Origin of the sequence: Paenibacillus sp. CR_12, from assembly GCF_041953985.1 — a bacterium.
In the GTDB taxonomy this organism is placed as follows: Bacteria; Bacillota; Bacilli; order Paenibacillales; family Paenibacillaceae; genus Paenibacillus_AQ; species Paenibacillus_AQ lautus_A.
Genome location: NZ_JAVFHO010000006.1, coordinates 244,542 through 265,946, shown reverse-complemented (window position 1 = coordinate 265,946; position 21,405 = coordinate 244,542). Strand labels below are relative to the sequence as shown.

Here is a 21,405-nt window from a genome sequence, read left to right as displayed (position 1 = left end):
CATCGCCGGTTTTGTCAGAGTTTTAGCAAATATTAATAAAGAAAGGACATGATCAGCGGTGCGGTTCCGAGGGTGAAGAGCGCGGCGACGATCATCGAAATGCTGGATATGGTTCCCGAGAGGGAACTGAATTCGAATGCTTTGGAGGTGCCGGTTCCGTGGGCGCTGGTCCCAAACAGAACCCCTCTCGCGATATCGCCCCGGATCCGGAAGATCCGCATGACGGCGGGTCCGATCATGGACCCGAGAATCCCGGTCATAATGACGAAGACGGCGGTCATGTTCGGCACGCCCCCGATCACCTCGGATACGTTCATGGCGATAGGCGTCGTAATGGAGCGCGGCACCAGGCTGGTAGCCAGAGAACTGTTCAGGTGCATCCATTTTGCGAGAAACGCGGAGGATAACATGGCTAGCACCGATCCCGTCAGCACGCTGAGCATAATCTCGGCCGCGTGTTTCTTCAGGGTTTGGAAGTTCTTGTACAGCGGCACGGCAAAAGCGATCGTGGCCGGTCCGAGCAGCTTGCTGATCCACTGCGCACCTTCATTGTATGATTCATAGGATACGCCCGTTTGTGTCAATATCACAACAATCAGCACCGGCGTGATCAGGAGCGGCGATAAATAAACCTTCGGCAGGCGGCGATACAGCCTTTTGGCTCCCCCGTAAATCCCGATCGTTAACAGCAGGCCGAGGATGACGGTCAGCAGGATGTTCATGGCGTTTTACGCCCCTTTCTGGATGAGATGAAGCCGGCCGTCAGCCCAGAGCTTACCATCACGATGACGGTGCTGAACAAAACGACGGCCAGAATCTGGAGCCCTTCGGTTTCCAGCATCGGGAAATATTTCATGATTCCGACCGCGGCGGGGATAAAGAACAGCAGCAGTTCGGCGAGAAGCCAATTGGCGCCAAGCTCGATCCACTCCAGACGGAGGATCTTGGTTTCGAGAAGGATAAACACAACCACGATTCCGAGAATGCTGCCTGGAATTCCTATATTCAGCCAGGCGGCCAGTTGATCCATCCCTAAGGAAAGAAGCATGAATCCGGCCACTTGAAGCGTTCCTTTCAACATGTTGACCATGACCGGCCTCCTTATTTTCATTGGTATTGAAATTTTACAACGATAATTTTCATAGGTAAAATGCATATATCGCATGATAAGTATTCCATTTATCTATACATAGCCAAAATGAAGGGAGCATCGGGAATGGACATACGGCACCTGGAGTATTTTCTTGAGGTAGCGAGGAACCAGAGCTTCACCAAGGCCGCAGAGAAGCTGTACATTACGCAGCCGACGATCAGCAAAACGATTCGCAACATGGAGGACGAGTGGGGCGTTACCTTGTTCTATCGTCAGGGTAAACGGATTGAGCTGACCGATGCCGGCCACATCATGTACCAGCAGGCCCAGCAGATGGTGGAATCCTTCCAGCGGGTATCGGCCGAGCTGGAAGATCTCATGAACCTGAAGCGCGGCCATCTGCGCATCGGGCTTCCGCCCATGGTGGGCTCAAGCTTTTTTCCCGAAGTAATCGGGCAGTTCCACCGGGAATATCCGAAGATTACCATTCAGCTGATCGAGGACGGCGCCAAGAAGGTGGAGGCGGACGTGGAGAGCGGCCAGACGGACATCGGCGTTGCCGTGCTGCCTGTCAATGAAGACGTATTCCATTACTATTCCTTCGTGAAAGAGAAGCTGAATCTGCTTCTGCATCCGTCCCATCGGTTGGCCGGAAGGGAGCATGTACACCTGAGTGAGCTTGCTGACGAGGCGTTTGTGTTGTTCCGCGAGGACTTTACGCTCCATGACCGGATTATCCGCGAGTGCGTCAGCGCCGGCTTCGAGCCGCGGGTGGTCTACGAAAGCTCGCAGTGGGATCTCATCAGCGGCATGGTTGCCGCCAATCTGGGGATTGCCCTGCTTCCCGAAACGATATGCAAAGAGATCGATTCTTCGCGCGTGACGATACTGCCGCTGGACAATCCGTCGATCCCGTGGCAGCTCGGGATGATCTGGAGAAAAGACCGCTACCTGTCCTTTGCCGTCAGGGAATGGATCAGCTTTACGCGTTCCCTGCTGGGCGAGCATGAGTAAGTTTGTTATAAATTGAAGGGCATTTCATACATTTTCACGCCTTGGACATAATATCCATAGTAAAGAGAACCCATTTACAAGATTTATAACCAAGGAGGAGTGACATTCGTGAGTGGCCAAGATCATGATGTTAATCATGGAATAAACCAAGAACGGGCAGGATACGCCGAGAATCGGGGCGAGACGGAACGCGAGGATACGCTGACCAATCGGCAGGGACATCCTATTTCGGATAATCAGAATGTGCGAACGGTCGGGAATCGGGGGCCGATGACCCTGGAGAACTATCATTTTTTGGAGAAAATCACGCATTTTGACCGCGAACGCATTCCGGAGCGCGTCGTGCATGCCAGAGGTGCGGGAGCGCACGGATATTTTGAAGCGTACGGGAAAGTAGGCGACGAGCCGGTTTCGAAGTATACCCGGGCCAAGCTGTTCCAGGTCGAAGGCAAGCGCACGCCGGTATTTGTCAGGTTCTCAACCGTAATCCACGGTTCCGGCTCGCCTGAAACGCTTCGGGATCCGCGTGGGTTCGCCGTGAAATTCTACACCGAGGAAGGCAACTGGGACCTGGTCGGCAACAACCTGAAAATATTCTTTATCCGCGATCCGCTCAAATTCCCGGATATGGTCCATGCGTTCAAGCCGGATCCGGTATCCAACGTTCCGGGTCCCGTAGGCATGTTCGATTTCGTTTCCCGTTCCCCGGAAGCGACGCATATGATCACGTTTGTGTATTCCCCTTGGGGCATCCCGGCCAACTATCGCCAAATGCAGGGCTCCGGCGTGAATACATATAAATGGGTCAATGCAGAAGGCACCGGCGTGCTCGTCAAATATCATTGGGAGCCGCTGAAGCAGGGGATTAAGAATCTTACGCAGGAAGAGGCGAACAAGATTCAGGGCATGAATGACAGCCATGCGACGCAGGACCTGTACGAAGCCATTGAACGCGGGGATTTCCCGGAGTGGGAGCTGTGCGTGCAGATTATGAGCGACGACGAGCATCCCGAGCTGGAATTCGATCCGCTGGATCCGACGAAGCTGTGGCCCGAGGATCAGTTCCCGTTCCTGAAGGTAGGCAAAATGGTGCTGAACAAAAATCCGGAGAACTACTACAACGAAGTGGAGCAGGCGGCCTTCGGCACGGGCGTGCTGGTTGACGGGCTTGATTTCTCGGACGACAAGCTGCTGCAGGGGCGTACCTTCTCCTACTCGGATACCCAGCGGCACCGCGTGGGCACGAACTACCTGCAGCTGCCGATCAATGCGCCGAAGAAACGGGTCGCTACCAATCAGCGGGGCGGGCAAATGTCCTTTTTCGTGGATAAGGCGCCTGGTCAAAGCCCGCATGTGGATTACGAGCCGTCCATGACGGATGGGCTGGTGGAAGCATCGCAGACGGCGAAGCCGCATCAGCCGCATTACGATGCCAACCTCGTGCGGCAGAAGCTGGATCGCACGCTGGATTTCAAGCAGGCCGGGGATACGTACAGAGCGTTTGAGGATTGGGAGCGAAACGACCTGATCAACAACCTCGTGGGTGCGCTGATCCAATGCGATATCCGGATTCAAGACAAGATGGTGGAATATTTCACGAATGCGGACGAGGACTATGGGCGCCGCGTGCGGGAAGGACTCGAGCAGGCAAGGAAGGGCTCGAACGAGACCGTCCGGGAGCAGGCCGTAGAGGATGCAAACCGTATGGGCCACGAGGCAGACCCTTATTGATGCTTTGCCGGCCTTAGAGACGCCGTCCCGCAAACGCGGACAGCACGGAATGGCGAAGCCGCCTGCACAAGAATGACGTGCAGGCGGCTTTCCCTTATATGGTTGTAAAATATTTGCGGAATGTTAAGATGTTGCAAGGAAACCAAGCGATACATATCGAATCAACATAGAACCATGGGAAGAGGAGGCTTGCGTTATGGCAATACAAGCGGGAATCATCGGCTACGGCTTGTCCGGGTCGGTGTTTCATGCACCTATCCTTAGAAGCGTGCCGGATTACAGGGTGCACACGGTTGTATCATCGGATCCGGACAAGGTCCACCAGGATATGCCCGATACGGCCGTTGTCGACAGCGTGGATGAGCTCTTGTCCAATCCGGATATCGATGTTGTCATCATTACGAGTCCGAATGCAACGCATTATGAATATACCCGGTTAGCCATCGAGGCCGGAAAGCATGTGGTCGTCGAGAAGCCGTTTACCGTAACATCCGCCGAAGCGGACGAGCTGATTGATCTGGCCAAGCAGAAGGGCGTGCTGCTGACGGTGTACCACAACCGCCGCTGGGACAATGATTTTCTGACCGTCCGCAATCTGCTGGAGACGGGAGCCTTAGGCAAGCTTTCCATCTATCAGTCGCAGTTCAGCCGCTACCGTCCGGAAGTTCAGTCGGAGCGGTGGAGGGAGCAAGCGATGGCCGGATCCGGGATCTTGTATGACTTAGGTTCGCATTTGATCGATCAGGCGCTGTTCCTGTTCGGCCTGCCGGAGACGCTCTGGGCGGACTTGAGAACGGAGCGCAAAGGGTCCAAAGCCCACGATTATTTTCATTTGGTGCTGGGTTATAAGACGTTTCGCGTCATTCTGCATTCCGGTTCGCTGGTACGGCAGGCAGGGCCGAAATTCGAGCTGCATGGCGATAAGGGAAGCTTCCTGAAATATGGAACGGATCCGCAGGAAGGCCAGCTGAAGCAGGGCATGCATCCCGGGGACGCGGGCTGGGGCGAAGACCAGCCGGACCAATACGGGGAGCTGGCTACCGAGCTGAGCGGGCTGGCGGTGCAAGGGGAGATTGAGACGCTGCCGGGACGCTATCAAGCTTTTTACCAGGGATTGGCCGAAGCGATCCTTAAAGGCGGTTCGCTGCCTGTCCAGCCTGAAGAAGCCCGCAATGTCATTCGGATGATCGAATATGCGCTGCAGAGCCATCAGAAGGGCCGGTTGATCAAGATCACGTAAACATGCCGCCGCATCCGAAACCAGGACTGTCCTGGATTGACACATAGTTTGCTCCGATTTGTGGGATATTAGGTGATGCCACCCTTGGTACGTCTTTCATCAGGGGAGTCGATCCATATCACAACAATGAAGGAGAGAGAACGGATATGAAGAAACGTGGTATCCTTCGGCCGGCCCTTATGCTTCTTGTGAGCCTGGCGGTGACGCTGTCCATCTCCGGAGCTGCTTTGGCAGGCGGAAGCGGTCCGTTTCACTTTGGATTTAAGAAAAGCGTCAACGGCCAGCTGCCCTCGATCAATGAGGAGGGCTTCAAGGAGCTTCTGCAAAAATACGATGCGGTCTTCATGGGCGATGCCGAGCAAAAGGAGCTTTATCTTACGTTTGATAACGGGTATGAGAACGGGTATACCTCCCGTATTCTGGATACGCTTAAAGAGAAGAAGGTGCCTGCCACCTTTTTCGTGACCGGACATTACGTGAAGACACAGGAAGATCTGCTGAAACGGATGACGGCGGAAGGCCATATTATCGGCAACCATTCCTGGAATCACCCGGACGTGACCACGATCTCGGCAGAGAAGCTGACCGAGGAGCTGGAACGGGTGAAGAAGGAGGTAATGCGCATCACCGGCCAGCCGGACATGAAATATTTGCGCACGCCCCGCGGCATCTTCGATGAGCGGTCCCTGGCGACCAGCAAGCAGCTGGGGTACACCAATGTCTTCTGGTCGCTCGCGTATATGGATTGGGACGTGAAGTCCCAGCGCGGCGCGCAGTATGCTTACGATAAAGTGACCGCGCAGCTCCACCCCGGCGCCGTAATCCTGCTGCACTCCATCTCCAAGGACAACACGGAGGCGCTGGGACGGATCATTGACGAAGCAAGGAACCGGGGCTACGAGTTCAAGAGCCTCGATCAGATGCAAAAGAAATCCCCGTAAGCATATGCCGCATATGCTTACAGCGTGCAGACGCCATCCTGCCAGGAGGCCGTCTGCACGCTTTTTTTGTTATCGAATGCCCGCGGATGCTTCGCATTCCGGAACGAATGTTTGGTATAATACCCTTCATATAGAACATGAACGAAGGAGACCATCATGCCTCATACTATCCAAATATCCGTCAGGCCGCTGGTGGAATATGTCTTTCGCAGCGGCAGCATTACCTCCGGTTTTCGCACGGCGACGTCCCTGACCGAGGGAACCCGTGCGCATCAACAGGTACAGCGCGATTATGGCGAGAACGACCAGAAGGAAGTTCAGCTTGAAGCGGAGATTCCTTACGAGGATCTGCTGTTTGTGGTGGAAGGTCGCTGCGACGGCCTGATTCAAGAGGACGAGCGGATCATGATCGACGAGATCAAGTCGACCTCCGGCGATTTGGGCGAGATTACGGAGCACACGTACCCGGTTCATTGGGCTCAGGCCAAAATGTATGCCTATATGTACGCGAGGTTGCATGAGATTCCGACGATGGCCGTGAGACTGACCTACTTCCAGGTCCCGAGCGGAGAGCGGAAGCAGTTCGTGCAGGAATGGAGCTTCGCTCAGCTGGAATCCTTTGTGCTCGAGGTTGTGGCGGCCTACGCGCCTTACGCCAACCTGCTGCGGGAGCATGGCGAGCGGAGGGACCGGAGCATCCGCGAACTGAAGTTTCCGTTTCCCGCCTACCGCGAGGGACAGAGGAAGCTGGCCGGAGCCGTGTATAAAAGCATCGGGGAAGGACGAAGATTGTTTGCCAAAGCCCCTACGGGCATCGGCAAAACCATATCCACGCTGTTTCCTTCGGTCAAAGCGATCGGCGAGGGCCTGTTATCCCGGATTTTTTACCTGACGGCCAAGACGATTACCCGAACCACCGCGGAGGAAGCCATGGCGCGCATGGAGCGTCAAGGGCTCTGCATGCATACGGTCACGCTGACGGCGAAGGACAAGATCTGTTTCAGCGAAGCGGAAGGCTGCAGCCAGATGGGCTGCGTGTTCTCGGAGGGCTACTATGACCGGATTAATGACGCCATACTGGATTTGCTCTCGAATGAAACGTTGATCACGAGGCCCGTCGTTGAAGAGTATGCCCGCAAGCATACGGTGTGCCCGTTTGAATTCTCTCTGGATGCCGCGTACGCCGCCGATGCCGTCATCTGCGATTACAACTACGTGTTCGACCCGCGCGTCTCCTTCAAGCGGATGCCGGAGGACGTGAAGAGGCGCAGCGTGCTGCTCATTGACGAGGCGCACAACCTGGTCGACCGGGCGCGGGGGATGTTCTCGGCCGAGCTGAATAAGTCCGCGTTCCTGGAGCTGCAAAGGGCGTACAAAGAGAGCAATCCCGGGCTTTACAACACGGCGAAGCGGGTGAATAACCGCTTTAAGGTGCTGCGCAAGGTCAGCGAGGAGGAAGAGCGGATCGTCGGGTCCCAGCAGCCGGAGATGATGGTCGAGCTGCTGGAGGATTTCTCGCTCCAGGCAGAGGCCGAACTGATGACCGGCAAGAGCGGGGATGAGGCCGATGCGCTTTTGGAATGTTATTTTGCCGTGCAGGGGTATCTGCGCATCTCGAAGCTGTATGACGACCGCTTTGTCACGTATGCGGAGATGAGCGGGAGCGAGGTGTTTCTCAAGCTGTTTTGCCTGGACCCCTCTTATTTGCTCCAGCAGGCGGGTAAAAACTACCGCTCCAGCGTATTTTTCTCGGCAACACTCATGCCACTCGGATACTACCGCGACATGCTCGGAGCCGAGGAAGAGGATTACAGCCTCTCGATTCCCTCGCCCTTCTCTTCCGAGCAATTGGATGTTCGGATTTTGCCGTTATCGACGCGCTTCAAGGATCGGGAGCGCAATCGCGAGGCCATCGTTCGGATGCTGAGTGCACTGGTTCAGGAAAAACCGGTGAATACCTTGATCTTCCTGCCGTCCTATCCCTACATGCAGGATATTCATGAGGCGTTTGCCAGAATGAATCCGGAAGCCCATACCTTGCTCCAGGGGCATGGAATGAGCGAGGAGGAGCGGGAGGCGTTCCTGAATGCATTCCAGGCGGATGCGGAAGATCCGCTGATCGGCTTTGCCGTGATGGGCGGTATTTTCTCCGAAGGCATCGATTTGAAGGGAGAACGGCTTTCGAGCGTCGTGGTCATCGGCGTAGGATTGCCGCAGCTATCCTTCGAGAATGATATCATCAAGGATTATTTTGATCGTACCGGCAAGAGGGGATACGATTACGCCTACGTGTACCCCGGCATGAACAAAGTGCTGCAGGCCGGAGGGCGCTTGATCCGATCCGAGCAGGACAGCGGGACGCTGACGCTCGTCGATGACCGCTTTCTGAATCGACAGTACGGGATGCTGCTGCCGGAGGAGTGGAGGCATTACAGGCGCATCTAATTTTTACATGGGATGTTGACACCTGGAAATGCGAACCCTATAATACGGATATATTAATTAAGCTGAAGGAGGCTGATGTCAAATGGTTATGATGCATAGTGGATGGGTCGCATTGACGTTGGTCTCTTTGGACGGGAAATTCTAATGGTAACCGGGGTGTAAGGCATTGGGTTTAACATGTCTTCATCTCCGTACCTAAGAACCCGCAGGAGACCGTGCTTGGTATCCTGCGGGTTTTTTGTGTCTATGCAAGGCTCCGGTATGATCTTTGGCGGTTTGGCCGCCGAGGATCGATGCCTTCTTCCTGCATAGTCTCAGATCAGCCGCGGATACAAATCTGCGGTTTTTTTTGTGTTTGATCATTTGTTAACAACCAATCCAACAACGATAAGGGGATATCACGAATTTGACGAAACAAGACATGACAACGTTGCAAGCCTATGGATGGAATGAACATTGGCGTTTGATGGCCGCGCAGATCCCGAAGCAGGACAAGGCGCTGGTGCCGGCCCGCATTACGGCCCAATTCTCGAAGCAGTACCGCATTATCACCCAAGAGGGTGAGCAGACGGCCATTGTCACAGGCAAGTATGAATACGAAGCGGGCAGCAAAAGCGACTTTCCCGCAGTCGGCGATTGGGTCATGGTGGAGCCGCTGCAGGGCGAATCCCGTGCCGTCATTCATCATCTGCTGCCCCGCCAATCCGCCGTCACGCGCAGGGAGGCAGGAAGCGTGCCGGATGAGCAGATCATTGCGGCCAACATGGATACCGTGTTTATCATTAACGCGCTCAACAAGGATTTTAATGTTCGCCGGATTGAACGCTATCTGATTGCGGTCTGGGAGAGCGGTGCCGCACCGGTCGTGCTGCTCACCAAGGCGGACCTATGCGAATCGCCGGAAGCGTACGTCGCGGAGGTAGAGGCGGTTGCTCCGGGCGTGCCGGTCCATGCGGTAAGCTCCCTGATGGATCAAGGGAAGGAGCAGCTTGGAGAGTATCTGGTGCAAGGGAAAACGGTCGCCATAACGGGTACCTCCGGTGCCGGCAAATCGACGCTGCTGAACTGGCTGTCCGGCCAGGAAATGCAGCGGGTTCAAGGGATACGCGAGGAGGACGCAAGAGGACGGCACACCACGACGCACCGGGAGCTTTTCGTGCTGCCGGGAGGCGCGATCATGGTGGATACGCCGGGCATGCGGGAGCTGCAGCTGTGGGATTCGGAAGAAGGCTTCGAGGCGACCTTCGCGGATATTTCCGCGCTGGCGCAGCAGTGCCGGTTCCATGATTGCCGGCATGAAACGGAGGCCGGCTGTGCGGTCCGGGAAGCGCTGCAGGACGGAACGCTGGATGCAAAGCGATATGCGAATTACAAGAAGACGGAGCGGGAGCTGGCCCATATCGCCCGCAAAGAGAGGGTAAGCACCCGCCGCCAGAACAAGAGCTCGGGCAAGTCGTCGCGCAAGGGCGACCGAGGCCGCAAAGGGGCATATCAGCAGCTGCTGTACGATGATGAATAATGGATGTTAAAGGAAGGCCGGAGTCGATTTGACTTCGGTCATCTTCCGGGTATATAGTTAGGTAACCAAATAAATTGGCAATCTATCTATTTATTCGAGCCGTTGCCGAGAAGAGGTGGACCATGGCGGAGGATCAACATCCAGATTTACATAAAGAAGTGAACGGGAGCGAGGACCAACATTCGCGGGAAGGACCATGCATGAAGGGCGGCAGGCGGGAGGACAGCGTTGCCGGCAGGCTCTTGTACAGCATTCGCATGTTCCACAAGCAGGAATGGGATCAGCACTTGATTTCAGGGTATACACCCGGCGAGATCCGCGTTCTGATGGGACTCAAACATCATATCGAGCCCGATGGCCCCGGCATGAAAGTGTCCGAGATCAGCAGCATGATGAATGTTACGTCGCCGACGATCACGCAATTCATCAATGCGCTGGAGAGCAAAGGGCTGGTGGAGCGGGTGATGGATGCGCAGGATCGGCGTGCGGTCCGCGTGCAGCTGACGGAGGAAGGGAACCGCGTTGTCCAGCAAACCTATCAGAACGTCAAGAACAGCTTTAACGAGCTGGTGGATTTCCTCGGGGAAGAGGACAGCGTCAAACTGACGGAGCTGCTGACGAAGGTGTACCATTTTCATGAACAAAAACGCAAATCGAACGAAACGACATCAGACAACGAGTAGGGGTGGGGGATTTGTTAAAGCTGTTTCACTATATGAAACCGTACCGGACAGCGGTCATTTTGGTCCTGCTATTCACATTTTTCCAGTGTCTGTCTGATCTGTACTTGCCTACCTTGATGGCGGACATCGTGGATATCGGCATCGTGAAGGGAGACGTCCCTTATATTTGGCGCGTGGGCGGCTTCATGCTGCTGGTTGCGGCGGGGGGCATGGTTTGCTCTATAGCCGCGAGTTATCTCGCATCCAAATCGGCTACCGGATTCGGGAAGATTCTTCGCGGGCGCGTGTTCTCCCATGTCGAGAATTTTACGCTGCAGGAGTTCGACAAGATCGGCACGGCCTCGCTGATTACCCGTACGACAAACGACATTACGCAGGTGCAGCAGGTTACGATCATGATCCTTCGCATGATGGCGATTGCGCCGATGATGTGTATCGGGGGCATCGTGATGGCCGTGTCGAGAGATCCCGGACTGACAACGGTGCTGTTGATTGTCCTGCCGGTTCTGGCACTTGCTATTTTCCTGATCGCCAAAAAAGGCATTCCGCTCTTCAAAGCGATTCAGGTGAAGATCGATACGCTGAGCCGGGTGCTGCGGGAGAATCTGACCGGAATCCGGGTCATCCGTTCCTTTAACCGGATGGACCATGAGACGGTCCGCTTTAACGACGCGAACGAGGACCTGACGGCCACTTCGATCAAAGTCAATAAAATCATGGGGGCGATGATGCCCGTCATGATGCTGGTCATGAACTTTGCCACGCTGGCGATCGTCTGGTTCGGAGCCCACCGCATAGATGCCGAACATATGAAGGTCGGCGACCTCATGGCGTTTCTCCAATACGCGATGATGATCATGTTCTCGCTGATCATGCTATCCGTCATGTTTGTCATGATTCCGCGCGCCCAGGCATCGGCGGTCCGGATCAATGAAGTATTGAACATGATGCCTGAGATCCACGATCCGAAACAGCCGCGCAATGCCGGCGTGTTGCAGGGATCGATCGAATTTCAGGATGTGACCTTCTATTATCCCGGCGCGGAGGAGCCCGCCATATCCGATATCTCCTTCCATGCCGGGCCGGGCGAAGTCACGGCGATCATCGGCGGAACCGGCTCGGGCAAATCCACGCTGATCAGCCTGATCCCGCGTTTCTATGACGTGACGTCGGGACGGATTCTCGTCAACGGGACCGATATCCGCGACATGACGCAGGAGGATCTGCGGAACCGGCTCGGATTCGTGCCGCAGAAGGCGCTGCTCTTCACCGGGACCATCGCGGAGAATATCCGGTACGGCAAAGAGGATGCCACGGACGAGGAGATCCGGCATGCAGCGAAGGTTGCCCAGGCCGCCGATTTCATCTCCTCCATGGAAGGCGGTTACGATGCCGAGATTTCGCAGGGCGGCAGCAACGTATCCGGCGGCCAGAAGCAGCGGCTCTCGATTGCAAGGGCGCTGGTTCGCAGACCCGAGATTTATGTGTTTGACGACAGCTTCTCGGCGCTGGATTTCAAGACGGACGCCAATCTTCGCGCAGCGCTTCGCGAGGAAACGACGGAGGCCACCGTTTTGATCGTTGCTCAGCGGGTCAGCACCGTCATGGACGCCGACCGGATTATCGTGCTGGACGAGGGACGCATTGCCGGCATCGGCACGCATGAGGAGCTCATGGCTTCCAGCGATGTGTACCGCGAAATCGTCACCTCGCAGCTGTCAGAGGAGGAGATCGCATGAGTGAGAAGAAACGGGGAGGACATCCTCGGGGACCGGGCGGTCCCTTTGGCGGCGGCCCGCACGGGCCTGGGATGCCAGGGGAGAAAGCCAAGGACTTCAAAGGCACGTTTCGCAGGTTAACGCGATATCTCAAGCCGCATACCGGCAAGCTGCTGATCGTCTTGATCGCAGCGATCCTCAGTACGATATTCAGCATCGTGAGCCCGAAAATATTGGGGGATGCCACCACGATCCTGTTCAAAGGCTTCATGGCCAAGATGCAAGGCGTGCCGGGTGCCGGGATCGATTTTGACGCCATTCGGACAATCATGCTCTGGCTTGCAGGACTATATCTCTTAAGCTCGCTGTTTGCGTACATCCAGCAGTATGTCATGGCCGGCGTGGCCCAGCGCACCGTGTATGATTTGCGCAAAGATGTGTACAACAAACTGGGCCGCCTGCCGCTGAAATATTTCGACGCCCGCACGCATGGGGAAACGCTGAGCCGGGTGACCAATGATATGGACAATATCAGCAGCACGCTTCAGCAGAGTTTGACGCAGATGATTACGTCCGTGGTCACGCTGGTCGGCGTCATCGTCATGATGCTCACGATCAGCCCGCTGCTGACGTTGGTGGTTATTCTGACCCTCCCGCTCAGCGTGGTGGTGACCATCATGGTTGCCAAGCGCTCGCAGAAGCATTTCGTGGCCCAGCAGAAGCATCTGGGTCAGCTGAACGGACATGTGGAGGAAATGTACACCGGTCATAAAGTAGTGAAGGCTTTCGGCCGTGAACGGCAGTCCATGGCGCAATTCGATGAGGTTAACGACAAACTCTATGATGCCGGTTGGAAAGCCCAGTTTATATCGGGCACCATCATGCCGCTCATGAGTTTTGTCGGCAATATCGGATATGTGATCGTCAGCGTCGTCGGCGGTGTTTTGGTTACCCGCCGGGCGATCGAGATCGGGGATATTCAGGCCTTCATTCAATATTCTCGCCAATTTACGCAGCCGATTACTCAGCTTGCGAACATCGCAAACGTCATTCAATCCACCGTAGCCTCGGCAGAGCGCGTGTTCGAAGTGCTGGACGAGGAAGAAGAGGTGTCAGAGCATACCGCTCCTGCCGAGCTTAAGCAGCCGCTTGGCGACGTGACCTTCGAGAACGTGAGCTTCGGCTATAAATCGGACCAGCTTCTCATCGAAAATATGAATGTGGACGTGAAGCACGGCCAAACGGTCGCGATTGTCGGTCCGACCGGTGCAGGGAAGACCACGCTCATTAATCTGCTGATGCGGTTCTATGAGCTGAATCAGGGCAAAATTACGATAGACGGCACGGATATTACGGCTCTTCGGCGCAGTGAACTGCGCAGCCTGTTCGGAATGGTGCTGCAGGATACCTGGCTCTTTAACGGGACGATCCGGGATAATATCGGATACGGACGGGAAGGCGCCACGGAACAAGAGATCATCCGGGCGGCTGAAGCGGCTCATGCGGATCATTTCATCCGGACGCTTCCGGAGGGCTACGATACCGTTCTGAACGAGGAAGCCTCCAATATATCGCAAGGGCAGAAACAGCTTCTGACGATTGCGCGGGCCATTCTCGCCAACCCGTCGATTCTCATCCTTGATGAGGCCACCAGCAGCGTGGATACGCGGACGGAGCTTTATATCCAGAAAGCGATGAATGAGCTGATGAAGGACCGGACCAGCTTTGTCATTGCCCATCGGTTGTCCACGATCCGGGATGCTGACCTGATTCTGGTCATGAACAAGGGCAGCATCATCGAGCAGGGAACCCACGAAGAGCTGTTGTCCCAAGGCGGCTTCTACGCCGACCTGTATAACAGCCAATTCAGTGATCAGCATGAAGCCGGATAACGAGGCAAGGAAAGCTATGACAAGAAGACCCCTTCGATTGCGAAGCGGGTCTTCTTTTTGTTGATTAATCGCTTCATAACAAAGGGTAATAATAGAAGCAAGCCAATCAGGAACGGATCAGAGGGAGGCTGGAATGATGTATCATCGGGCTTTGTTGGTGTATAACCGCAGTGCGGGTCAGCAGGAGACCCTGCAGTAGCTTGCGGCTGTCATCCCGATACTGGCGGAAGGAATCAAGGAGCTGGTATTGTTTCAGACCTCGGCGCCGGGAGAAGGGGAAGCCGTGTGCAGGGAGCAGGGGGAGGCGTATGAGCTCATCCTGGTTATGGGAGGAGACGGGTCGGTCCATGAGTGCGTGAACGGCATTGCGGCTCTGGAACAACCGCCCCTTATCGGAATTCTGCCCGTGGGGACCTGCAACGACTTTGCCCGCTCCATGAATCTGCCGGTCGAGCTGACATCGGCAGCTCGAGCATTAATGAAGGGACAAGTCCGCGCATTGGATATCGGCATGGCGCATGACAGGGTGTTTACGAATTTCTTTGGCGTCGGGCTCATAACGGCCACTTCCGAGAACATCAACCCGGATCTGAAAGGAGCGCTTGGCAGGCTCAGTTATTTCATCAGCATGCTGCAAACCGTGCGATCGGCCGAGCCGTTCTCCTACAGGATGGAATATGACGGCCATTCCAGTGAAGGAGAAGCAATTATGATTTACATATCGAATGGACGATACTTAGGTACCCGCCCGCTGCCTTTTACATTCGATTCGTTGACGGACGGTTTGCTGGATGTACTCATCATTCGCGAAGCCGGACTCCCCCTGTTAAAAGAGCTGCTAAGCCGTAAAATCGAAGGGGAGTGGAAGCCGGCCAACGAGAGCATCTCGTATGTGAGGGCCGCTTCGATCAAGCTGATAACGGATGGGCCCATGAAGGCCGACACGGACGGGGAGATATATATGGAGACGCCTGCGGCCGTATCCGTCAAGCCGCGCCGCTTAAGGTTTTTGACAGGCTCGGAGTAAGCCGGCAGGCATATTTGATATTGCAATTTCATATGGTTCTTTTATAATGATGTTTATGTTTATATCTTTAAAGGGAGCCATGATCATTATTGAATAAGTCCGAACTGAACCGAATTACGCAAGAGCTTCTACGTCGGTCGGGCAGCAGTGTCACCGTGGAGATGGAGGCGTATTTTCCAGGGGGCCGGTTAATCGGCGGAAAATATGTGATGCATTCGCACAGCGTGACGATGTATACCGAAGTCATACGCCAGCAGTGCTTGCAGCTGTTTGGCACGCTTGAGCCGTTCCATGCCTATTTTGCGGTGGTATTCGCACATGAGCTGGGCCATTCAATGGACATGACCCTGACAGAGCTGTGCGACCGGATGGATCAAACGGTGGATGAATGGGATCAGAGGCAGCTCGCGCTTCAAATCGAGGAAAATGCTTGGAATAACGCCATGCCTTGGATCCAGGATATCGATCCCGATTTCATACAGGTCATCGTGGATCAGTCGCTTGCGGCATACCGCGAGGAGCTGGCGCCGGAAATCGCATAGGCTGTCGTGCAAAGAGCATCTTCGCCATATCAAGACACAGGCACCCGTCAGGGTGCCTTTTTTGAATGAAAGAATAAATCTGCAGAGATTTGCCGTCCGAATCCCGTAGGTGCTGCTAATCTCGCAAGTGATGTATAAAAAAGAAGTGAAGCCCGGTGGCTTCACTTCTTTTTGGTTTAGGGTCCTCTTAAGGCGCGGTGGGCTGGGATTATTAGCTCTCCGGGTCCAATTGCTTCAACGGCTCAATAGCCGGTCCTTCCAGCACCTCGCCGTTATGGCGGAAGCGTGATCCGTGGCAAGGGCAATCCCATGAACGTTCGCCCTCGTTCCATTCCACCTCGCAGCCGAGATGGGTACAGGTGGTATCCACAAGATAGAGGTTTCCTTGATCATCCTTATAGGCCCCGGCACGCTGCCCGTTATGGCGGACGACGGCGCCTTCGCCCGGCTTCAGTTCAGTAATATCGGCGTGGGACATTTCGAACTTGCCGGCAACGAAATCCTTCGCAACCATGGCATTTTGCGCGACGAATGTTTTGATGCTCGGGTCTGCCTTGAAGCGGGACGGGTTAAAGACGTCGGCATAACGGTTATCTTTCTCCAGTATTTGATCGCAAATGATCTTCGCGGCCAATGTTCCCGTTGTCATCCCCCATTTCCGGAAGCCTGTCGCGACAAAGATCCGGTCCTGATTGGACGTGATCGGCCCGATATAAGGCATGTTGTCCAGCGTGATCAGGTCCTGGGTCGACCAGCGATAAGGAATGGCGGAAGCGCCCAACAGATTTCCTGCAAAAAGCTCCAGGTTTTCGTAATGCTGATGGGTACAGATGCTGCGTCCCGTCGGATGGTTCTCGCCGCCGACGATAACCAGCTCCTCGCCGTTATAGGTAGCCGACCGCAGGGAACGGGTCGGCTGATCCACGCTCAGGAACATCCCGCCGGGATAAGCGGTTTCGGGTTTGACGGCAACCGCATAGGAACGTTCCACATGCAGCCGCGTGAAGTACAGCCCTTTCCCGTCATAGAACGGAAAATGAGACGCGGATACGGCGTGGTTGCAAGTAATCCGGTGGCCGCCCCGTTTGGTGAGCAGCGTGATCGGTCCGTCGGTTTCGACTTTTTCATCCATGGTCGTATTCTCATAGATTCGTCCACCGAGCTTCAGGAATTGTTCCGTCAGATGCTTAAGATATTGCAGGGGATGGAACTGATATTGCCCCGGCATCTTGATCGCTCCACGGACGGGCATAGGCAGAGGCAGGCTTTCCTGCCATTCTCCCGGGATGCCGAGCTTCTCGTAGGCTTTGATTTCGTCCTCCAGCTTGGAGAGGTATTTGTCTTCCGTTTGAGCGTAAATATAGGCATCCTCCAGCTTTAGCCCAAACTTCTCCTCGTCTCCGCCAACAATGTCCCTAATGAATTCAATCGCTTCCCGATTCCCTTCGTAATAGAGCCTTGTCTTCTCATCCCCGAAATGATTCAGGAATTCATGATAAATCAGCCCGTGCTGGGCCGTGACTTTGGCTGTTGTATGACCGGTGGTCCCGTTCAGGATTTGCCCTGCCTCGATCAGCACGACATCTTTACCTGCCTTGGCCAGCAGATAAGCGGTCGTGATGCCGGTTATGCCGGCCCCGACTACAGCCACATCCGTCTCGATATCTTCGGCCAAGCGGGGAAAGGCAGGCAGTTCAGTTGTAGCTACCCACAGCGACTCCGGAAATTGCGGCAGTTCCTGATGCGATGAATTGGATGGGTTCATTCACGATTCCTCCTTGGTTACTATGGGGATCACCCATAAACTCAGTCTCTTGTCTTCATTATTACCACCTGGGAATGATTAGAAACTATGCCGATGGGATGGAAAGATGCTTCTTGAAGTTTTCTGGAGGATTGTAAATATTTTGGGACATTTGTGCAGAACCTAGGGAAACCAGCGGAAGTTCACGGAAATATAAGAAGATGGGGGATGGTATCATGACGAGCGAACAGTATTTGAACGCGGACCAAGCCAAGAACTGCCTGAAGGAGCAGCTTAACCGCATCGGTGATATCGAGCAGCGCGAACTGAAGAACGAGGGTGAACACGCGCTGCTGGTCTATTTAAAAAGTATGTGCGATCCTGCCATGATCAACGATAATTTGATTAATCGCTTTTATGAGCTGAATTCCTTGCACTTATACGAGCAATTCATCCGCTCCTTTCCATCGAGCATGGAGCCGAAAGATGAGCAGGAATTGCTGCGCAATATACTGAGGGGCTGCGTTGCCATATTCATACGGAACACCGTGCTTCTTTTTGACGCCGTCTTGGTTAATGCTAGTTTCATCCAGCCCGCCAGTACGGAGAACGTCATTCAGGGACCCGATGATTCGTTTACGGAGAATATCGAGGTGAACCTGAACCTGGTTCGCCATCGATACCAAACCACCGATTTGAAGACGGAATTCATGACCGTCGGCAAAATATCGCAGACCCGGATCATCATTATGTACGATGCGCTCAAAGTCGAAGAGACGGTACTGCAGGAGCTTAAAAAGCGATTGTCCGAACTCAAAGCGGATATTGTGCAGTCGGCATCCGAAATCGAGAGACATACGATGCACCCCAGATTCCGGCTATACCCGACGCTGATGCTGACTGAACGCCCTGACCGGACCGTATTGAATATATCGCAAGGAAAGATTGCGGTATTAATGGATTCAACGGGGTATGCGCTCCTGCTGCCGGCCATATTCAATGATTTCTTTACCGCGATGGATGATAAAATCCAGCTTCCCCCGATCGGCTGGTTTCTCAAGGCCATCCGGTATATCGCCTTGTTTGTAACCGTGCTGATGCCAAGCTTTTACGTGGCATTCACCTCTTATAACCCGGAGATATTGAGGATGCAAGTTACGCTTCTCATTGCGGGAAGCCGGGCCACGGTGCCGTACCCGTCCTTCTTCGAAGTGATCTTTATGCTGCTCGCGATGGAATTTCTGACGGAGGCCAGCGTTCGGCTGCCCAAAGCGATTGGACAGACCGCGACCACGGTCGGGGGTCTCATTCTGGGAACCGCCGCTACGGAGGCCGGACTGGTCAGCAACATCATGATCATTCTGGTGTCCGCGGTTGCCATAACGAATTTCGTCATCCCGATCACGATGATGAGCTCCGGCATCCGCGTTACGAAGTATCTGTTCATCGTGCTTGCCACCTTCTTCGGCTTGGTTGGCATCGTGTTGGGTGTGGTGGCCATGATCATGTACCTCACGAGCCTACGGTCCTTCGGCAAACCTTACTTGAAGATGTTTGCCGTGGATCGGAACAAGAAAGGAGACCAGCGAAGTGGTTAGAAACAAATATTTTTATTACCTCTTCCTGCTCAACGCAACCATCAACCTGATTAACTATGTCCCCCGCATCTTGATTACGGATCGCTTTGACGGTGCGCTGATGTCGATCCTCGTATCCATCCCGATCGGGACCCTGATAATGTTCGGCTTCATCAAACTGATTCAGAAATTTCCGGGACAAGGGCTGCCGGAGATTTTCCAATCGGTGATGCCGAAATGGATATCCGGCGCCCTGCTTGTGTTATACGGACTTGCGTGGTATTTCTCCAGCGTTATTACCTTGGCCAGCTTCATGGATATTACCAACCGTTACATCAGTCCGGACGTGTCTCCCTATATCGTTCTGATGGGATTTCTGGTGGTTGTGGCACTTAGCGCCAGGCTCGATTCCGAGTCGATTCTTTACGGGTTGGAGATGATTTTGTACATTACCGTCCCCCTGATTGCTTATATGTCATGGCGCGTCTTCAGCAATCCGTATTTCAGCTGGGATGCCGTAAGGCAGATCATTACCCATGCCTGGAATTTACCTAATTACGGGACGGTTGCGGCAGCAACCTATATTTTTACGGGGTACATCAACATGGTGGTTTTTAACCGGATCTTTCACCAATTCAGAGTTCGTCATATTTGGGCGATCATGGTAGTCAGCATCATGACCCTTCTCGTTTCAATGTTCGCGCCCATCGGGATACTGGGAGCTGCAGGAGCCGGAGGACACGTGTATCCGGCCTTTTCGACGATAGACGCACTCCGGATCCGTTATTTCATCATTGAACGGATGATTTATGTCTTCTACGTGGTGTATATGTGCCTTTCCCTCGTGAATTCCATCATACACTGGCATGTTGGCAAGGAATTGATCCTGGGAGGCTTCGGTTTAACCGGGGATAAGGGCAAATCGATGGATAAAAAGCGGAAAATCGAATGGTGGGTCCTGTTGCTCTTTTCGCTGATTACATTCGGGACGTCGTTAATTGTGAATCAATACATATTGAACGATATGGCGATCGTATTCCTGGACGTCCGGTTCTTAGGAGAATTCCTGCTTATTGCCCTGTTAATCTATGCGGTATGGAAGAAAAGGAGGAAGAGAGCATGAATGGCCTGAAACGAGGGCTGCTCTGTGTCATGTGCTGCTCTTTTTTGTTTCTGTCGGGCTGCGAATTCCGGGATATCGATCTCAGGCTCTTCGTGGTGTCCATTGGCATTGATGTTTCGGAGAATAACCCTGAAATGCATCGGTTCAGCTTCAAAATCGCCATTCCTTCGGGCGATCCGAAGACCGGGGACAAAAAATCCCTGCTCATTACGCAAGAATCGACAAGCATTGCGGAGGCGATCCGGGGGGTCAAATCCAAAGTCGATAAGGAGCTCGACTTCGGTCATTGCAAGGGAGTCATGTACGGCGAGGCTTTCGCGCGGACAGACATCAGCAAAATTCAAGACTGGACCGTTCGGAGGCGGGACATGCAGCTGCTCATGTATCCGGCTGTTGCCGTTCCTACCGCAGAAGCCGTATTGAAAGCGGAGCCCCCTACGGAGCGGATCGCCGGAAACGCCATATTTCTGGCGCTCAGCGAGGATGGCACCGAATCTCCTTTCATCTCGAAGACCTATTCCTTCGATCTGACCCGGCGAATGATGGAGGAGGGGGAGGACCCGGTTATGCCCGTCGTGGAAACGACCGAAGACGAGGTGCTGAATATCGATAAAGTAGCCCTGATGGACAAGAACAAAGTGAAGTTCATTCTGACCCCGGATGAAACCAGGCTGTACAATCTGCTGGACCTTCGGAATTTAAGCACGAATTTCGGAACGAAGATTGACGGCAAATTGCTTGAAGTGAACACGGACAGAACCCGGGCCAGATATAAGATCGTAACGGATATACGGGGGGAAGAAACGATTGATTATAAGATAAGGATCACGGCGATATTGGAGGAGAAGGAGGATCCCGCACAGCTGGATCCCAAGAATCTGCATAAGATCGAAGCGCAATTCAGCAAGGAACTATCCCAAGCGGTCAAAAGCGTTCTGGAGAAAATTCAAAAAACAGGGCTGGATCCGCTGGGTTTCGGCCTCCGGTATGGCGGCACGCATTGGAACAACCGGACGGAGATGGAGGAATGGGCTGCCATTTATCCGCATGCCAAGTTTAATGTGTCGGTCAAGGTAAAAATAAAGTCTACCGGCTACAAACGCTAGGCGGGGGATA

General features: G+C 54.1%; 18 protein-coding genes. 14 read left to right on the top strand and 4 right to left on the bottom strand.

Going from position 1 to position 21,405, the window contains the following annotated elements; all coding sequences use genetic code 11:
* Positions 1–32 precede the first annotated feature (32 nt).
* Positions 33–722, bottom strand: a complete 690-nt coding sequence (locus tag RB297_RS22825) for a CidB/LrgB family autolysis modulator (protein WP_009590333.1) — start codon at positions 720–722, stop codon at positions 33–35.
* Positions 719–1,090 (bottom strand): CidA/LrgA family protein, encoded by a 372-nt coding sequence (locus RB297_RS22820; RefSeq protein WP_096775795.1) that lies wholly within the window; start codon positions 1,088–1,090, stop codon positions 719–721. The genes RB297_RS22825 and RB297_RS22820 overlap by 4 nt, the downstream gene beginning before the upstream one ends.
* 126 nt (positions 1,091–1,216) lie before the next feature.
* On the opposite strand from RB297_RS22820, the gene cidR reads away from it, so the two are divergent.
* From cidR to pdaA, 4 genes are all read left to right on the top strand, one after another.
* Entirely contained in the window at positions 1,217–2,107 is an 891-nt protein-coding gene (gene cidR, locus RB297_RS22815; protein ID WP_096775796.1) for a cidABC operon transcriptional activator CidR, read from the top strand.
* A 108-nt stretch (positions 2,108–2,215) separates the two neighbouring features.
* Positions 2,216–3,838, top strand: coding sequence for a catalase (locus RB297_RS22810; protein WP_375121520.1), 1,623 nt, complete (start codon positions 2,216–2,218; stop codon positions 3,836–3,838).
* A gap of 196 nt (positions 3,839–4,034) precedes the next feature.
* Entirely contained in the window at positions 4,035–5,078 is a 1,044-nt protein-coding gene (locus RB297_RS22805) for an oxidoreductase (protein ID WP_192570348.1), read from the top strand.
* Between the two features lie 146 nt (positions 5,079–5,224).
* Complete coding sequence (gene pdaA, locus RB297_RS22800; protein ID WP_096775799.1) at positions 5,225–6,019, top strand: delta-lactam-biosynthetic de-N-acetylase; 795 nt, start codon at positions 5,225–5,227, stop codon at positions 6,017–6,019.
* Positions 6,020–6,036: 17 nt separating this feature from the next.
* On the opposite strand, the gene RB297_RS22795 is transcribed toward pdaA, so the two are convergent.
* The gene (locus RB297_RS22795; protein ID WP_155989813.1) at positions 6,037–6,177 is read right to left on the bottom strand and encodes a hypothetical protein; all 141 of its coding nucleotides are present in this window, start codon (positions 6,175–6,177) and stop codon (positions 6,037–6,039) included.
* On the opposite strand from RB297_RS22795, the gene RB297_RS22790 reads away from it, so the two are divergent.
* From RB297_RS22790 to RB297_RS22760, 7 genes are all read left to right on the top strand, one after another.
* Positions 6,176–8,464 carry an ATP-dependent DNA helicase gene (locus RB297_RS22790; protein WP_375121519.1) on the top strand — a complete coding sequence of 763 codons (2,289 nt, stop codon included), beginning with the start codon at positions 6,176–6,178 and terminating at the stop codon, positions 8,462–8,464. The two genes, RB297_RS22795 and RB297_RS22790, sit on opposite strands and share 2 nt — an antisense overlap.
* 406 nt (positions 8,465–8,870) lie before the next feature.
* Entirely contained in the window at positions 8,871–9,983 is a 1,113-nt protein-coding gene (gene rsgA / locus RB297_RS22785; protein WP_375121518.1) for a ribosome small subunit-dependent GTPase A, read from the top strand.
* 122 nt (positions 9,984–10,105) lie between these two features.
* On the top strand, positions 10,106–10,666 hold the full coding sequence (locus RB297_RS22780; RefSeq protein WP_375121516.1) for a MarR family winged helix-turn-helix transcriptional regulator: 561 nt from the start codon (positions 10,106–10,108) through the stop codon (positions 10,664–10,666).
* A gap of 11 nt (positions 10,667–10,677) precedes the next feature.
* Entirely contained in the window at positions 10,678–12,405 is a 1,728-nt protein-coding gene (locus RB297_RS22775; protein WP_375121515.1) for an ABC transporter ATP-binding protein, read from the top strand.
* Positions 12,402–14,276 (top strand): ABC transporter ATP-binding protein, encoded by a 1,875-nt coding sequence (locus RB297_RS22770; RefSeq protein WP_375121514.1) that lies wholly within the window; start codon positions 12,402–12,404, stop codon positions 14,274–14,276. Before RB297_RS22775 ends, RB297_RS22770 begins: the two co-directional genes overlap by 4 nt.
* Before the next feature lie 211 nt (positions 14,277–14,487).
* The gene (locus RB297_RS22765; protein ID WP_375121616.1) at positions 14,488–15,303 is read left to right on the top strand and encodes a diacylglycerol/lipid kinase family protein; all 816 of its coding nucleotides are present in this window, start codon (positions 14,488–14,490) and stop codon (positions 15,301–15,303) included.
* 89 nt (positions 15,304–15,392) lie between these two features.
* On the top strand, positions 15,393–15,845 hold the full coding sequence (locus tag RB297_RS22760) for a hypothetical protein (RefSeq protein ID WP_090909828.1): 453 nt from the start codon (positions 15,393–15,395) through the stop codon (positions 15,843–15,845).
* 211 nt (positions 15,846–16,056) lie between these two features.
* On the opposite strand, the gene RB297_RS22755 is transcribed toward RB297_RS22760, so the two are convergent.
* Complete coding sequence (locus RB297_RS22755; RefSeq protein ID WP_375121513.1) at positions 16,057–17,610, bottom strand: FAD-dependent oxidoreductase; 1,554 nt, start codon at positions 17,608–17,610, stop codon at positions 16,057–16,059.
* Positions 17,611–17,825: 215 nt separating this feature from the next.
* Between RB297_RS22755 and RB297_RS22750 the strand changes: the two genes are divergently transcribed.
* The 3 genes from RB297_RS22750 to RB297_RS22740 are packed head-to-tail and all read left to right on the top strand — an operon-like array spanning position 17,826 to position 21,395.
* On the top strand, positions 17,826–19,187 hold the full coding sequence (locus tag RB297_RS22750) for a spore germination protein (RefSeq protein ID WP_096775807.1): 1,362 nt from the start codon (positions 17,826–17,828) through the stop codon (positions 19,185–19,187).
* Positions 19,180–20,289 carry a GerAB/ArcD/ProY family transporter gene (locus RB297_RS22745; RefSeq protein WP_096775808.1) on the top strand — a complete coding sequence of 370 codons (1,110 nt, stop codon included), beginning with the start codon at positions 19,180–19,182 and terminating at the stop codon, positions 20,287–20,289. The genes RB297_RS22750 and RB297_RS22745 overlap by 8 nt, the downstream gene beginning before the upstream one ends.
* Complete coding sequence (locus tag RB297_RS22740; protein ID WP_375121512.1) at positions 20,286–21,395, top strand: Ger(x)C family spore germination protein; 1,110 nt, start codon at positions 20,286–20,288, stop codon at positions 21,393–21,395. Before RB297_RS22745 ends, RB297_RS22740 begins: the two co-directional genes overlap by 4 nt.
* Positions 21,396–21,405 lie beyond the last annotated feature (10 nt).

Bases quoted from the DNA above. Each gene is read 5' to 3' on its own strand.
- RB297_RS22820 (WP_096775795.1), bottom strand. From the start codon at position 1,090: ATGGTCAACATGTTGAAAGGAACGCTTCAAGTGGCCGGATTCATGCTT.
- RB297_RS22740 (WP_375121512.1), top strand. From the start codon at position 20,286: ATGAATGGCCTGAAACGAGGGCTGCTCTGTGTCATGTGCTGCTCTTTT.
- RB297_RS22825 (WP_009590333.1), bottom strand. From the start codon at position 722: ATGAACATCCTGCTGACCGTCATCCTCGGCCTGCTGTTAACGATCGGG.
- RB297_RS22750 (WP_096775807.1), top strand. From the start codon at position 17,826: ATGACGAGCGAACAGTATTTGAACGCGGACCAAGCCAAGAACTGCCTG.
- RB297_RS22755 (WP_375121513.1), bottom strand. From the start codon at position 17,610: ATGAACCCATCCAATTCATCGCATCAGGAACTGCCGCAATTTCCGGAG.
- RB297_RS22805 (WP_192570348.1), top strand. From the start codon at position 4,035: ATGGCAATACAAGCGGGAATCATCGGCTACGGCTTGTCCGGGTCGGTG.
- RB297_RS22780 (WP_375121516.1), top strand. From the start codon at position 10,106: ATGGCGGAGGATCAACATCCAGATTTACATAAAGAAGTGAACGGGAGC.
- cidR (WP_096775796.1), top strand. From the start codon at position 1,217: ATGGACATACGGCACCTGGAGTATTTTCTTGAGGTAGCGAGGAACCAG.
- RB297_RS22770 (WP_375121514.1), top strand. From the start codon at position 12,402: ATGAGTGAGAAGAAACGGGGAGGACATCCTCGGGGACCGGGCGGTCCC.
- RB297_RS22795 (WP_155989813.1), bottom strand. From the start codon at position 6,177: ATGATGGTCTCCTTCGTTCATGTTCTATATGAAGGGTATTATACCAAA.
- RB297_RS22790 (WP_375121519.1), top strand. From the start codon at position 6,176: ATGCCTCATACTATCCAAATATCCGTCAGGCCGCTGGTGGAATATGTC.
- pdaA (WP_096775799.1), top strand. From the start codon at position 5,225: ATGAAGAAACGTGGTATCCTTCGGCCGGCCCTTATGCTTCTTGTGAGC.